Source organism: Pontibacter oryzae (assembly GCF_003576375.1).
Classification (GTDB): Bacteria; Bacteroidota; Bacteroidia; order Cytophagales; family Hymenobacteraceae; genus Pontibacter; species Pontibacter oryzae.
This window is the reverse complement of the sequence record NZ_QWGE01000002.1, coordinates 586,379-601,903: the sequence shown is the minus strand read 5'-3', so window position 1 is coordinate 601,903 and position 15,525 is coordinate 586,379. Positions and strand designations below refer to the sequence as shown.

Here is a 15,525-nt window from a genome sequence, read left to right as displayed (position 1 = left end):
GTAATTCAATATGCATGCAGGAATCCTAAAAAGTTTCTCGAAGCCATGCCTGCTTGAGCCTAGGAACAAAGTGTACTGCTTAGGACTTGATGTAGGTATAAAAACGCCTCAGAATCGCTGTTTTTATACTTTATGGTAAACGACGATGTATGGATAAGCCATCTTAATAAAATATCCGTATATAATTTTATTATAAAATATAACAACTATTGAATTTAATAAAACGAATTGCTGTTCCATATAGTAGTAACCAATCAATAGGAGGTTTAATAGCACACTGGTGCAAAACGAGGCGCCAGTCTTGATTAACCAGATAATTCAGACTTTTTAACATAGGATACCTGAAGTAGCTTTTTAGAAGTATAGATTTCAGTTATCCAGCCTTCCACGAGCGACAGTATTGCCAATTTGTTGCTGCTTGCATTTACTCATGATCCGCTGCTATGTTATAGTGCAGCAGCAAGATCTAACACTTGACACCGACATAAGCAACAGCCACATAGATCTTAGAAAGCTGGGGGCTATAAATTTAAAAGGCGAAAGTTTCCCGATTAGAAATAAAATCTATTAACCTATAACCATCATACCCGATGATCAGATTAGCTCCTTAGTAGTATCCTAGGCTACAAATCCATTTACTTGAGATACTGCTTGTTGCTTCACATTATAAAATGATTCTGACTATGTTATAAAGACACAAATCATATGAACATTTTAGAAAAGATTAAGACAAATTACAGTGCCTCGATTAATGAGATGACAGTAGCTGCCTATCTTGAGGAGTGTAAGAAAGACCCTAAAGCGTATGCCAAACCTGCCGAAAGGATATTGGATGCGATAGGGGAGCCCGAAGTGCTGGACACCCGCCAGGACCCGGTATTAAGCAGGATTTTCTCGAATAAGAAGATCAAGGTTTATCCTGCCTTCAAGGACTTTTACGGTATGGAAAATACCATAGAGCAGATCGTTTCATACTTCAGGCACTCGGCGCAGGGCCTTGAGGAAAAGAAACAGATCTTATACCTGATGGGGCCGGTAGGCGGCGGTAAAAGCTCTTTGGCGGAAAAGCTGAAGCACCTGATGCAGCAACACCCCATTTACGTGCTTAAAGCCGGCGACGAGGTGAGCCCTGTGTTTGAGAGCCCGCTTGGCCTTTTTGCCGATTATACCGATGAACTGGAGGAGGAGTACAGCATACCTGCCCGTTATGTGCCAAGTTGCATGAGCCCCTGGGCATCTAAGCGCCTGCGGGAGTTCGATGGCGACATCAACAAGTTTAAAGTAATTCGCCTTTACCCTTCCATTCAGGAGCAGATAGCAATCTCTAAAACCGAGCCGGGCGATGAAAATAACCAGGATATCTCGACACTGGTTGGCAAAGTGGACATCCGCAAGTTAGCCGAGTACCAGCAAAGCGACCCGGATGCCTACTCTTATACTGGTGGCCTGTGCTTGGCAAATCAAGGTTTACTTGAATTTGTGGAAATGTTTAAAGCGCCGATTAAAGTGCTTAACCCACTGCTTACCGCCACCCAGGAGAAAAACTATAAAGGTACCGAGCCTATAGGCGCCATCCCGTTTGACGGAATCATACTTGCGCACTCTAATGAGTCGGAGTGGGCCAAATTCCTGAACGATAAGAAAAATGAAGCCTTCCTGGATCGTATCTACAAAGTGCAGGTGCCATACTGCCTGCGCGTGAGCGAAGAAATTAAAATCTACGAAAAACTAATTCGTGAAAGCTCGCTGCGCGATGCCCCGTGCGCACCGAAAACAATACAGTTGCTGGCTGAATTTTCTGTCTTATCCCGGTTGAAAGAGCCTGAAAACTCCAGTATTTATTCTAAAATGCGCGTTTACAACGGCGAAACCCTTAAGGATACCGACCCTAATGCCAAATCGCTGCAGGAATACCGCGACGACGCAGGTATTAATGAGGGCATGCAAGGTATCTCTACCCGCTTCGCCTTCAAGATCTTATCCAAAGTATTTAACTTCGATAGCGAGGAAATTGCCGCCAACCCGGTGCACTTACTCTATGTGCTGGAACAGGAAGTTGTGAAGATGATGCTGCCCCCGGAAACCGAGACCAAGTACCTGCACCTGATCAAATCCGTATTGGCCAGCAAGTATGCCGAGTTTATCGCCGACGAAATTCAGAAGGCATACATCGAATCTTACAGCTCGTATGGCCAGAACATCTTCGAGAAGTATGTGATCTACGCCGACCACTGGATGCAGAACAACGATTACCGCGACCCGGATTCCGGTGAGATTTTCGATAGAAGCATACTTAATGCTGAACTCGAGAAAATTGAAAAACCGGCAGGAATCGCTAATCCGAAAGATTTCAGGGCCGAGGTTACCAATTTTACGTTACGCTACAAGGCAAACCACGGCGGTAAAACCCCGCGTTGGGATTCTTATGAGAAGATAAAGACCGTGATCGAGAAAAAAATCTTCACCAACACCGAGGATTTGCTGCCTGTTGTGTCTTTCACCGCCAAATCCAACGCTGAAGATGAGAAGAAGCACAAAGACTTCACCCGCAGAATGAAGGAACGCGGCTACACCGATAAGCAGATCAGGATTCTAGTAGATTGGTTTATGCGCGTTCGAAAAACTATGGGATAGGACAGGTTGCGAGTTTAGGAGTTAGAAAGGGTAAGAGGTTAAAAGAATAACGCTCAAACGAACTCTCTACCTCTTAAACCCCTAAACTCCTTACCTCTCAACCTCCCAAACTCTTTAACCCTTAACGCCATGAGCCATATTATCGATAGAAGGAAGAATGATAAAGGGAAATCTACTGGTAACCGGCAGAAGTTTTTGAAGCGCGTCGAAAACCAGATTAAAAGAGCCATCCCCGATATCATCAGTCAGGAAAGCATAAAGGACAGTAGCGGCGGCGGCAGCGTGAAAGTACCCGTTCGCGGGTTGGATGAGCCGCAGTTTCGCCATGACCCTAAAACCGGCAAAAAGCAGATTGTTAAGCCAGGCAACGACCGGTTTAACGAGGGTGACAGAGTGCCTAAACCCAAGGACGGCGAGGGCAGCGGCAAAGGAAAGGGATCAAACAGCCCCGAAGTGACCGAGGATGATTTTACAGTGGTGCTATCGCGGGAGGAGTTTCTGAAATATTTCTTTGATGACTTGGCCCTGCCGAACATGGTGAAGAAGCTGATGGAGAGCACCGATAGCTTTGCCATGCGCCGAGCTGGCTATACCAAAGACAGCGTTCCTTCGCGCCTGAATATAAAATCCAGTTACCAACAATCGCTAGGGCGTCAGTTGGCGCTGAAAGGTGTGTTTGAGAAAAAGCTGAAAGTGCTGCACCAGAAACTTGAGTCTGTAACTGCCACTGAAGAAAAAGAGACGCTGCTTGTTGAGATAGAGAAAGTAAGAAAGCAAGCCAACACCATTCCATTTTTTGAAGACATAGACCTGCGCTATAATAATTTTGAGCAAGTACCCGTGCCCATAACATCAGCTGTCATGTTTTGTATCATGGACGTTTCGGCCTCTATGGGGCAGCATGAAAAGGACATTGCCAAGCGCTTCTTCACGTTACTCTACATCTTCCTGACAAGGCAATACAAGAACGTGGAATTGGTGTTTATACGCCATCACACCGAAGCCAAGGAAGTGGACGAGGAAGAGTTCTTCAACTCCCGGGAGAGCGGCGGCACAGTGGTAGCCCCATCCCTAAAACTGATGGACAAGATTCTACGCGAACGTTATACAGAGGGCTGGAACGTGTACTGCTGCCAGGCTTCCGATGGTGATGTATGGTCCAAACAGGATGCCCAGGAATGTAAAAGCATCGTGCTAGAAACTATACTTCCAGCCATACAATACATGGCCTATATCGAGATCAGCAACAAAAGTAGGGAGAGTGACTTATGGCAGGCCTATAGCAGGATCAGTAACGATGATGAGTTTGCCATCCGGCACATTTATGAACCCTATGAAATCTGGCCGGTGTTCCAGGGCCTGTTCAGGAAGCGAAGCGAGCCGGCAGAAGCCTAACCGTGTGTCATGCTTTACCATACATTAGGCAGCAAGCTACGCTAGTAAGTATAATCCGAAGCCGGATTGTGATACACTGCACCCTTCAATCAAAGAAAGCCATGATGGACAAAGATCAATACAAAGCGATGTTCTGTAACCCAAACTGGGATTACACCACGCTGGAAGCGGCAGACGAAGTTATCAGCAAGATTGGCCGCGAATACCTGAAACTGAAGACCTACCCGAACCAAATCGAAATTGTAACCTCTGAGCAGATGCTGGATGCCTATGCGCTTACCGGCCTGCCCACCTCATACCCACACTGGAAATTTGGGAAAGACTTTGTGCTGAACCAGAATAACTATACCAAGGGGCGCATGGGCCTGTCTTACGAGCTGGTAATCAACTCCGACCCCTGCATTAGCTACAACATGGAGAACAACTCCACCTGTATGATGTTGCTGGTAATTGCGCATGCCTGCCAGGGCCACAATGCTTTCTTCGCCAACAACTACATGTTCCTCGACTGGACCTCGGCCGACTCAATAGTTGACTATATGGTGTTTGCGCGTGAGTTTATACTTAAATGCGAGGAAGAATACGGTGAGGAGGAAGTGGAGCGCGTATTGGATGCCGCACATGCCTTGTCCAACCATGGCGTAGACAAATATAAAAAACCATCCAAAATTTCAGCGCGGCAAGAGAACGAACGCCTGAAAAACCTGGCTACTGTTAAAAGGGAGAACTACAACGAGCTCTGGAGAACCCTACCATCGCCGCCAAGCATACCCGAACATGGGCCGGCAGGAGAGGAGCAGCGTTTCCCGAAAGAGCCTGAAGAGAATATTTTATACTTTATAGAAAAGTATGCGCCCACACTGCCAGCCTGGAAACGGGAAATCATCAGGATTGTGCGGAAAGTTGCGCAATACTTTTATCCGCAGGGCGCAACCAAGGTAATGAACGAAGGCTTTGCCACTTTTACGCACTACCATATCATCAACAAGCTCTTCGACGAAGGCTATGTAAACGACGGCTTCATGCTGGAGTTTATTAAGAGCCATAGCGGCGTGCTCTACCAACCGGAGTATAACAGCAAATATTACGCTGGCTTAAATCCTTACACGTTGGGGTTTAACATTTTCATGGATATTAAACGCATATGCCAGCAACCTACCAAAGAAGATACGTACTGGTTCCCTAACCTTGCCGGGAAAAACTGGCTGGACCAGGTACATTACGTGATGGAGAACTTCCGCGACGACAGTTTTATACTCCAGTACCTCTCGCCTAAGGTAATCCGGGATATGAAGCTGTTTACCATTGTGGATGATGAGAACGAGGATACCTATGAAATTGGCGCTATTCATAATGAGCGCGGTTACCGGAAAGTGCGCGAACAGCTCAGCAACCAGTACGACCGCTCCAACATCGTCCCGAACATACAAGTCACTAAAGTTGATCTGCACAAGACCAGCAAGTTATACCTGACCCACTATATCCAGAAAGACCGCCGCCTGGACCACCAGAGCGCGAAGAATACGCTGGAACATATCCGGTATCTGTGGGGCTTTCCGGTAGAGCTCATGTCAAAAAATAAACTTGGCATAAACGAAAGCACCTTTGAGGTAGCCTAGGTAAGTATCTAAACAACAAAGCCAGCTCATTTACAACTTGGCTTTGCTATCTGTGCCGTCATGCTATACCTCTGCTTAAGTATAGAATCATTCCGGGCTTAGCTGTTGAAATGATAAAGGAAGGTGATAATGCCCGTGTATGCCGGTTTCTTACTGTCTTTAATCTCAAGGGTAACCTCTAAGCGCGCTTTGGCTATACCGCGCAAATCTTTTACAGAAAGCAGTTTAGCACGCAGGCGCACTTCGCTGTTAACGGCAACGGCTTGGTTAAAACGCAGGCTTTCGATCTCGTAGTTCACTTGCATTTTAAGGTTTTCAATGGAAACTATCTGCGTCCAGAGGTACGGCAGCAGCGATACCGTGAGGTAACCATGGGCAATAGTAGACCCAAACGGCGACTCGGTTTTGGCACGCTCCGCATCCAAGTGAATCCATTGGTGGTCCAGGGTGGCGTCGGCAAATTTACTGATCTGCTCCTGCGTAATGGTGTGATAGGCTGATACGCCCATCTCAGTGCCCTCGTGCTGGGTGAGTTCAGCCAGGCTTCTGATGATTAGTTGGCTCATGTTATATCGTTTCTATGACTGATCTTCGCATAAATGGATACACTAACATAGGTTTATACTTTTGTATCCAAATAAAAGTATACTTACACAAAGTTAGAAGGATTTTGATGTGTTTAGAAGATTAAACATACTTAGGAAAAGAATTTAAAGTTTGAACATTCTAGCAGCGATCACTGTAACTTACCTAAAACCCAGAAGGCAGTGAATCATGAGTCAGAAACTACGCATTGCTGAAGAATTAAAATTGAATCAATCAGCAACAAGGGCCAAACTATGAAGTATAATGAACTTGGCAAATCAGATATAAAGGTAAGCGAAATTGGCTTCGGCTGCATGTCTTTGGGCACCGACCATGCCGTTAACAAAGCCTTGTTACTTAAAGCGCTGGATAACGGTATAAATTTCTTTGATACAGCAGACTTATATCAGCAGGGGCAGAACGAGGTAACGCTTGGCAAAGCTTTTAAGGGCCTGCGCGAGAAAGTGTACCTTGCCACAAAAGTAGGAAACCAGTGGCGGCCCGATGGCAGCGGCTGGTACTGGAACCCAAGTAAGGATTATATACTTGCTGCTGTGGAATCCAGCCTGCAAAGGCTGCAAACCGATTACATTGACTTATACCAGCTGCATGGCGGCACCATTGATGACCCTATCGAGGAAACCATTGAAGCCTTTGAGTTGCTGAAACAGCAGGGCAAAATAAAGCAATACGGAATCTCGTCTATCCGCCCAAACGTAATCCGCGAGTATTCCAGTCGTTCCGCAATTTCCAGTGTGATGCTGCAGTATAGTTTGCTAGACCGGCGGCCCGAAGAAACAGTGGTGCCATTGCTAGCGCAAAATCAGGTGGGAATATTGGCAAGAGGAAGCCTGGCCCAGGGGCTTTTGGCAGGAAAGGCGCCAAAAGCATATCTGGAGCATAGCGCCCAAAATGTGCAGCACGCAGCCGAAACCATACATGCACTAGTTGCAGACAAGTATAATGCCGCTGAAGTAGCTATCCGGTTTGCCTTGCAGCAACCTGGCATTACTTCGGCTATACTTGGCATCCGTACCGAAAATCAACTGAAAGATGCTCTTGCAGCTGCCCATGCCGCACCGCTCTCCGAAGAACAGCTTATGGCGCTTAGAGCAAGCATACCAGCGCATACGTATGCGCTGCACAGGTAATACCCCGCAAACAAAAAGACCTCTGTTTAAGCAGAGGTCTTTTTTATTTAATCGTAGCTGTTTTTCTTTTTTTCGAGTTTCGCGGCCTGCTTTTCCTTAGCGGTTTTGGCTGGCTTTTTCTTCACATCTTTTTTTGCGTCTTGAGACTTTGCCATAAGTGTAATGGTTATAGTTGTAGCTAAAGGTACGTATAATTTCTGAGGTGTATAGCGTTTATTTTGCATACAGGTCTACCTACAGAAAAGCCGTAACACTATCAAATCAATGATTGACATCAGCATAGCCGCTTAACGCTTAACCTATTATGCTTTAACCTAGTATAAGCCATATATAGTACTTTTGCTTGTGTCATTATAAATCTAACGTTCATGGTAAACTTTTTCACCCTTTGTATTTTCCTTTCTGCATTCACTTTAGGCGCTTCAGCACAAAAAATCAAAAGATTGAACGGGACCACGATAGAAGCTAAAATGCTGGACCAGAAAATTGATGCGCTTGTAAAGGCTGCTCAGGTTCAAGGTTTGGTAGTGACGGTTTTTAACGATAACAAATCAGTTTACCAAAGAGCGTTCGGATACAAAAACGCAGTTACAAAAGAACCGATTAACGGAAGCACAAACTTTTATGGCGCATCGCTTAGCAAGGCGGTGTTCGCAGTGCTGGTAATGAAACTTGTGGAGGAGGGGAAAATCGACCTGGACAAACCCTTGCAATCATACCTACCAAAACCAATTTATACTTACAAGCCACAGACCAAGTGGCATGATGATTTCAGCGATTTAAAAGAAGATTCTCTTTACGCGCGTATTACGGCCAGGATGTGCCTGGCGCATACTTCAGGGTTCCCGAACTGGCGCTGGTTTGAACCGGATAAAAAACTGAGGGTAAAGCTTAGCCCTGGCAGCAGGTACAGCTACTCTGGCGAAGGGCTGGTGTACTTACAGGTTGTGTTAGAAAAGCTGCTCGGTAAGCCGATGGAGCAACTCATGCAGGAAAAAGTGTTCGGCCCGGCTGGCATGGCGCAATCTTCTTATACCTGGCAGCCGCGCTTTGAGGCAGATCATGCTGTGGGGCACACTTCTTCGGGAGAGTTATACAAAAAGGATAAAGATAACGAAGCCAGAGCGGCCAGCACCCTCGAGACCACACCCGATGATTATGCCCGTTTTATTTCGGCGGTGCTGCAACATAAAATCATAAGCCAAGGCACCACCAGCGAGATGTTCCGCCCGCAGATCAGGATTCGCTCTGCAAGGCAGTTTGGCCCGTTGAGTTTAAAAGATACGACAGCTTACGATGGCATAACGCTGAGTTACGGTTTGGGTTGGGGCTTGATCCAAACGCCGCACGGTACAGGTGCTTTTAAGGAAGGGCACAGCGAGGGCTTTCAGCATTATTCCATTATTTTCCCGGAGCAAGGCACTGGTGTGGTTATACTGAGCAATAGCGATAATGCGGAGAGCATTTTTAAAGCGTTGCTAGAAGTAAGTATAGGCGATACCTACACACCCTGGAATTGGAACGGATACACTCCTTATACACAGAAAAGTAGGCCCTAAGCCGAACAGCACAAGTCCGTAGCCAATTTGCCTGCGGATAATATTTTGAGCAGCGCGTATTCAGCCATCTTAGGGTGCAGAATCCACGTATAAAAGTATAGTCTTACATCTCGCATCAAAAGTACCATCGCTTATGTTAATTTTCTGGGCTTTAGTGATAGGAGCAGTGCTAGGGTATTTTTATGGCCACCAAATTAAACCGAACCGCCAGTTGCGCCGGGCTATTCAAACTGCTAAAGAGGCCTGTGCCGCTGCCATGCAACAAGGCAATCGAGGCGTTTATCGCACCGTTATCACAGATCATAACCAAACCTCTGAGCTGACGGTAGAGGTAGAGGAGCTTGCCGTTACTCAGGCCGGTCAGGTAAAAGTTACTTTCCACAGTGCCTTTTATAAGAACCCGGAATTCAGGACGAAGAAAGGGGAAGCCTTATTGCGCGAAGTTCGCGAACTGCTCGGCGATTACTTGCCCGCCAACGAAATAGAGTGGTTTGAGCGTACAGAAAAACAGAATAACATCACCAGGCAACAGCAAATAATCGATAACCTTCACCAAGAGCACTTCGGAGTATAGAACCATGGAAAACACTAACATCTCGCTTGTAGAAGACAAAGAACTGATACAACAGCGCGCCCTTGACATCAGCAAAAGCATTGACCCAGAGAAACCGGAAACGCTCACCAATTTTGGTGTGGAAACCCAGCGTAAACTAGGCTACTATTCAAACGAGCTGCTCACCAAGGTAAAAGCAAAAGACTCCGGCGATGTTGGCGCGGCCATAAACGAGCTGCTCAACCAGATAAACATGATCCGTATTGATGAGGAGGAGAAAAAAGGCTTAATGTCCCGGATTCCTTTCTTTAGCAAGTATAAAGACCGCTCGCAGCGCATCGCAACCAAGTATAACACTATCTCCGAAAACGTGGATGATGTGGTAGTAAAGCTCGAGAAAACGCGCCAAAGTATACTAAAGGATTCTACCGGCTTGGAGGTTATGTTTAAGCAGGCCGTGGAGTACATACACGAGGTAAGGGCTGTGATAGCGGCTGGCAAAATGAAGGTGGAGGAACTGGATGAAGTTATACTTCCTAAACTGCAGGCAGAGGTAGAAGCCAGCGATCAGGATGAACTGGCTGTGCAGCACCTGAGCGACGTGGCTGCCTTTAAAGAGCGCCTGGAGAAAAAGGTGCACGACCTGACACTCTCGCATACCATTGCCACCCAGAGTATGCCGCAAATCCGGATGATCCAGAACACCAACGAAGTACTCGCTCAAAAGATACAGAACTCCATTGTAACGGTTATACCTGTTTGGAGGCAGCAGGTAGCCATTGCGCTCGGACTGGAAAAGCAACGCAAGGCACTGGAGATTCAGAAAAAAGTTACAGACACCACCAACGAAATGCTGCTCAAAAACTCACAGCTCCTGAAGACCAACGTTGTAAGCGCAGCAAAAGAAAACGAGCGCGGTATAGTGGATGTAGAAACGCTTAAAAAAGTAAATCGCGACATGGTGGAAACCCTTGATTCTGTGCTGAAGATATCCGAAGAAGGAAGCAAGAAGCGGGCAGAGGCCGTGAAAGAGTTGGCCGAAGTGCAGGAAGAGCTTCACAATAAAATCATCAGCACATTTGGTAAGTCGAAACGAATAGAAACGAACTGATGCCACAGGATACTGCCAGACCCGCTAACAGCATACTAACCGAGGAACAGGAGGAATTACTGGATGCTTACCTGCAAAAGCTGGATGACATTCAGGAGCAGCTCAAACTCGCCGAAAAAGTGCAGGTGGCCATAGAAACGGAACATCTCAAACGTATACTATCCCGATGAACAGTTTTTTCAGAACGCTTTTCGGGACACAGAACGCCAGCGGCAATAGGGCCGTAGTTGGCCAACAGGAAGGTGTACAGCAGCAGGAGCTGCCATACTTTGAAAATTCAGCAAGGCGCCTGGACGCCCTGCAGGACCTTTACCAGCGCTATAAAGGCACCGCTCATACGCAAAAATTACTCACGGTTTATGATAAGACGCGGCGCATCCACGTGTACCTTTCGGGGCGGGGCAGGCTGCACGAGTTAGAGCTGTTTCATCTGCAGCACACGGACCATTTTCTGAGTACTTTCACGGCTATTATCGATACAAAAAGGCCACGCACTGCGGTAAAAGAAATGCAGATGCCAGCAACAGAGCAAGCAACAGCAAGGCCGGAGGTAATTGGCAGAACCTTTGTGCTTGGGCCGTTCAGGCGGGAAACCAAAGAGGTGATGGCTGTAAAAAAACAGAACCAGCGCGCACCTGTGGTAACCGCTCAGGCGCAAACAGAAGTGCCGCAATTGGCCATTCCGCATATTTCCATTGATACGTATTCCAAAATAGTTTACCTACGCGAGGATGCTAACGAAGGGCTAAGTACGCACGAGATTGGCTACTCATCCACACCCGAAGAAAAAGCCGATTTTATAGCCTTTGTATCCAGCAGGCTGGGCATTAGCGGTATAAGTTACGCTGGTAACACCATGCTGTATTTGCCCGCCGACACCAGCGCAAAACAACCCGCCGACATGGTGCCTGTTATACACTGGAATGGCGCGCCCTATGCATTGAGTTTGGAAGAGGAGCGGTTATTTCCGGTTAGCTCCTATAGAAAAGGAAGATAGCTTGTGTGCTATTAGTTTTTTAAACTCATAGCACACGGTTTAAGCCAAAAATATACGTCAGGTTAATTAAAAGGTAATTTGATGTCGAAAATAGCGCCTTGTCCAAGGGCTGATTGCACGGTGAGCGTACCATTAAGGCCATCAACTAAGTGCTTCACAAGCGGTAAGCCAAAACCGTAGCCCTGTTCACCACTCGTTCCGTCGGTTGAGGCAGCCGTCCCGTTAAGAATAGCCTCCATCTTAGGCACATCCAACCCCACACCCGTATCGCGAACTACGATATGCAGGTTTTTGGCATTGTCTTTCAGTTCTAAGTCCAAATCCACGGTAACCTTGCCATTTACAGGCGTAAACTTCATGGCGTTCGAGATAAGGTTGCCGGTAATCTGCAGCAGTTTATTTTTAGGGAATGGCACTACGCCATTTTCAGGGTTAATATTTACCAGGAAGCTTATGCTTTTGTTTTTAGCCTGTGGTAAGTATAGCTTTTCCAGCTTGTCCTTAAATACTAAAAGGTTAAGCTCATGCTCAGTAAGCTCAGGTGCAGCTTGTATGGATTTCACGTCAGTATTCAGAATCTCATCGGCTAGCTCCAGTAAGGACGTGCCGCTTTTCTGAATAAGTTTTATGAACTGAAGCACATCATCCAGCTTATTTTTCTCACCTCGCTGGCTAATAAGTTGCGCCAGGCCAATAATGCCACCTATTGGCCCTCTAATATCATGTGCAACGCGCTTCTTAACTTCCTTTGCCTCATTCAGATCGTACTTCAGGTTGTTAATTGCCTGGACCATGATCAGGCGGGCTACAATCTCATCCGCAATAATTTTAAGCAATTCTACCTTTTCCGGTGTAAGGGTGTGCTCTACTCTATCGAGCATACAAAGTGCGCCAATGCTGTACCCGTTCGGTGTCTTTAGCGGCACTCCAAAATAATAGCGTAGTGCTGCATCGCCGGCCACGTATGATTTCTCCCGGAAACGCTCATCCAACATCAAATTCTTTACTTCCAGAAAATCGCTCTCCATAATGGTGAACTGGCAAACAGTATCCTCACGTGGCATTTGCTCCATATCCATACCATGCCTGGAAATTGTCCACTGCGTAAAAGAGTCGATCAAGTTCAACAGCGAAATCTCTGTGCCTGCCACACGAGCGGCAAGCTTTACAAGGTCTTCAAAACTTTCGTGCTGGGCTGTGTAATCGAGGTCGAGTTCAATCAGGTCTAGTACTCGTTCAAACTCATTTGCCGGAATAGGAGAGGAAGTTGGCATAAATTAAGCTAATCAATTAATTTTCGCACGAAATAAAGTTAAAAAGCTGATACTTACAAGGGTTCTCCTGTTTCTCTAGTGTTATGAAGTATAAGTAGATTAGTTAAGGTAATGCAAGCAGACTAATTCAAAATCCTCCGTTGTTTGAACCGTCTCCCACAATATAGAATTTTGCTTTATCGTGATGTTGTTTTATGGTTACATAGATTAGCTGTTCTGCGGCCAGGTCGTGAGTTGGCCCTACCAAAAATGGACTACGCCACACGCATATCACCCCACTTGCTATACCTGGCTTCAGCCTGCTCCATCACTTCATCCAATATCTCCTGCAGTTCACCATTCACTTTAAACCGCAGCACCTTTTTAACGGCTAGTTGCAGTTGAGCTTTGGTGTCGTCCTTTTTGTACCAGTCGGGTTGCTGGGCGCTTTTCTTTACTTCGGCCAGTATCTTTTGCACCAGTTCCTTTATGAGGTCGAAATCCTGCACTGCGTTGGGGTGGTTGGCCAGAATCTCGTAGAAGGCTTCTTCCTCTTCGGTGAGGCCGAGCTGGTTACGGCGTTCGTCTTCTTCCTGCATCTGTTTGGCTACCTCGCGTAGTTTTTCCATGGCTACCAGGCTATCGAAAAAGTGGTTGTGGTAGTCAGCCAGGATTTTCTCTACTGCCTCTTTCAGCTTACGTGACTTTGCCAGGTTTTTAGCGGAGCGCACTTTTATCTCATCGTTCAGGATCTGGCGGATTAGCTCCAGCTTCAGTTCGTTGCCGGTTTTATGGGCTTTGGCGGTGGCCAGGAAATCGTCATTGATGATGGAGATGTCGAAGCGCTCGATGCCGGCCATCTGGAACACGTCTACAACGTCTTCGCTTTCGATGCTGCGGTGAATGAGGTCTTTGATCTGGCCTTGCGATTTCTTGATGTTGGTGGTCGGGTACTTTACTTTGCGCACGGCAGCGCCAACATGCTGGAAAAAGATAAGGTCTACGGAAATGGCATTAATGCTGGCGTGGTTCTTTACAATAGGGGCAAGGCTGCTCAGTTTCTTTTCGTTCAGCATAAAAGCCTTGCACAACTCATCATCCGATACAAAATGATTGGTAGTCTGGCTTACCAGCTTTATCTTTTCAGGTCCGGTTAAGGCAAGCCAAGGGCTATAGTTCACGCCATCGGGCAATGACGCTTGCAGCAGCGCTATTACTTCCTGGGTAAGTGAGAACGCCTCCTCAATATCAAAGGCTACTTTGCCCTGGCCTCCGGAGGTGGTGTATTTGTTGGTGGCGTCGCGGAGCCTGTCGCCTATGCCGATGTAGTCCACGATCAGGCCGCTGGGCTTGTCTCGGAAAACGGTGGCGACGCGGTTTACGGCTTGTATCAGGTTATGGCCGCTCATTACCTTGTCTACATACAGCGTGTGCATGGCCGGGTTGTCGAAGCCTGTCAGCCACATGTCGCGCACGATCACGAGTTTTAGCGGGTCGTCGGGGTTTTTGAAGCGGCTTTTGATGGCCTCCATCTGCTCTTTGGTGCGCACGTGCGGGTTCCAGGTAACAGGGTCCTTGGCGATGTTGGTGGTCATGATTACGGCTACCTCGGGGCAACCCTCCAGCACGGTGAGGGCATCGTAGAGCTTTACGCAGTTGCGCCGGCTTATGCACACGATCATGGCCTTGCCGCTCAGGCTGGCATTGCGGTTGGTATAGTGCTGAAGCATGTCTTTGGCGATAGCCTCCACACGCGCGGCAGAACCGGCTGCGTCTTCCATGGCAGCCCAGAGTATCTTGTTCTTGTCGCTGTCTTCCAGCCCGCCGGTTATCTCTTCGGCTTCTTCCTCTAGCTGCTCGTTGCCTAAATGCAGTTTGGCCAGGCGCGGTTCATAGTAGATCGGTACTACGGCTTTGTCTTCGGTGGCTTGCCTGATGTCGTAGGTATGGATGATCTCCCCGAAAACGGCTTCGGTGTCAGCGTCTTTGCTATCTACGGGAGTGCCGGTAAAGCCAATGAAGCTGGCCTGCGGCAGGGCACGGCGCAGGTTATTGGCAAAGCCCTGTATCAGGCCGTACTGGGTGCGGTGGCACTCGTCGGCTATCACAATAATGTTGTCGCGGGTGCTCAGGACGGGATGCTCCAGCTCGCGGCCATTGGCGTTGTCTTTCAGGTTAAACTTCTGCACGGTGCTAAATACCACGCCTCCGCCTTCTCCGCTCAGCAGGCTGCGCAACTCGTCGGTGGTGTTGGCAATGCTCACGTCGCCTACCAGGTCTTTGGCAGCCACAAAATCGTCGAAAAGCTGGCGGTTGAGGTCGAAGCGGTCTACCTGCACCACAATGGTTGGGTTTTTGAGCTCGGGCAGTTGGCGGAGGATGCCGGTATAAATGGCCATGGTAATGCTTTTGCCGGAGCGGGTGGTGTGCCATACCACGCCAATGCGGCCGTCGCCGTTGGGCTTTACCGACTTCATGGTTTCCTGCAGGGCATATTGTATCCCGAAGAACTGGTGGTACTTGGCGCCTTTCTTTATCAGCTGGCCTTTGTCTGGCTCATGGAAGATGAAGTAGCGCACGTATTGCAAAAGGCGCTCTGGCACGAGCAGGCCTTTAATAAGGGTTTCCAGCGCAAATCCATTGTTTACCACCTCGCGACCGTCTGTGC

Annotated in this window: 12 protein-coding genes; 9 read left to right on the top strand and 3 right to left on the bottom strand. The window is 47.6% G+C overall.

The annotated features are described in order from the left end of the window. The first annotated feature begins 705 nt into the window (after positions 1 to 705). The 3 genes from D1627_RS07460 to D1627_RS07450 all read left to right on the top strand — a co-directional run bounded on the left by D1627_RS07460 (position 706) and on the right by D1627_RS07450 (position 5,648). Complete coding sequence (locus D1627_RS07460) at positions 706 to 2,634, top strand: PrkA family serine protein kinase (protein WP_119431590.1); 1,929 nt, start codon at positions 706 to 708, stop codon at positions 2,632 to 2,634. A gap of 129 nt (positions 2,635 to 2,763) precedes the next feature. Continuing rightward, complete coding sequence (locus D1627_RS07455) at positions 2,764 to 4,029, top strand: YeaH/YhbH family protein (RefSeq protein WP_119431589.1); 1,266 nt, start codon at positions 2,764 to 2,766, stop codon at positions 4,027 to 4,029. 101 nt (positions 4,030 to 4,130) lie between these two features. Beyond that, on the top strand, positions 4,131 to 5,648 hold the full coding sequence (locus D1627_RS07450; protein ID WP_119431588.1) for a SpoVR family protein: 1,518 nt from the start codon (positions 4,131 to 4,133) through the stop codon (positions 5,646 to 5,648). 98 nt (positions 5,649 to 5,746) lie between these two features. Here the strand turns inward: D1627_RS07450 and D1627_RS07445 are convergent, their stop codons facing one another. Continuing rightward, the gene (locus tag D1627_RS07445; protein ID WP_119431587.1) at positions 5,747 to 6,214 is read right to left on the bottom strand and encodes a MaoC family dehydratase; all 468 of its coding nucleotides are present in this window, start codon (positions 6,212 to 6,214) and stop codon (positions 5,747 to 5,749) included. Between the two features lie 273 nt (positions 6,215 to 6,487). On the opposite strand from D1627_RS07445, the gene D1627_RS07440 reads away from it, so the two are divergent. The 6 genes from D1627_RS07440 to D1627_RS07420 all read left to right on the top strand — a co-directional run bounded on the left by D1627_RS07440 (position 6,488) and on the right by D1627_RS07420 (position 11,604). Next, positions 6,488 to 7,384, top strand: a complete 897-nt coding sequence (locus D1627_RS07440) for an aldo/keto reductase (protein WP_119431586.1) — start codon at positions 6,488 to 6,490, stop codon at positions 7,382 to 7,384. Positions 7,385 to 7,827: 443 nt separating this feature from the next. Beyond that, positions 7,828 to 8,943 (top strand): serine hydrolase domain-containing protein, encoded by a 1,116-nt coding sequence (locus D1627_RS07435; RefSeq protein ID WP_233555546.1) that lies wholly within the window; start codon positions 7,828 to 7,830, stop codon positions 8,941 to 8,943. A 133-nt stretch (positions 8,944 to 9,076) separates the two neighbouring features. After that, entirely contained in the window at positions 9,077 to 9,517 is a 441-nt protein-coding gene (locus tag D1627_RS07430) for a hypothetical protein (protein ID WP_199688395.1), read from the top strand. A gap of 4 nt (positions 9,518 to 9,521) precedes the next feature. Then, a complete protein-coding gene (locus tag D1627_RS07425) occupies positions 9,522 to 10,607 on the top strand; it encodes a toxic anion resistance protein (protein ID WP_119431584.1) in 1,086 nt (361 codons plus the stop codon). Continuing rightward, entirely contained in the window at positions 10,607 to 10,777 is a 171-nt protein-coding gene (locus D1627_RS18440; protein ID WP_199688394.1) for a hypothetical protein, read from the top strand. The genes D1627_RS07425 and D1627_RS18440 overlap by 1 nt, the downstream gene beginning before the upstream one ends. Continuing rightward, positions 10,774 to 11,604: a hypothetical protein gene (locus D1627_RS07420; RefSeq protein WP_119431583.1), complete on the top strand. Its 831-nt coding sequence runs from the start codon at positions 10,774 to 10,776 to the stop codon at positions 11,602 to 11,604. Before D1627_RS18440 ends, D1627_RS07420 begins: the two co-directional genes overlap by 4 nt. Positions 11,605 to 11,666: 62 nt before the next feature. On the opposite strand, the gene D1627_RS07415 is transcribed toward D1627_RS07420, so the two are convergent. After that, positions 11,667 to 12,878 (bottom strand): GAF domain-containing sensor histidine kinase, encoded by a 1,212-nt coding sequence (locus tag D1627_RS07415; RefSeq protein WP_119431582.1) that lies wholly within the window; start codon positions 12,876 to 12,878, stop codon positions 11,667 to 11,669. Between the two features lie 254 nt (positions 12,879 to 13,132). Next, the gene (locus D1627_RS07410; RefSeq protein ID WP_233555545.1) at positions 13,133 to 15,508 is read right to left on the bottom strand and encodes a type I restriction endonuclease subunit R; all 2,376 of its coding nucleotides are present in this window, start codon (positions 15,506 to 15,508) and stop codon (positions 13,133 to 13,135) included. Positions 15,509 to 15,525 lie beyond the last annotated feature (17 nt).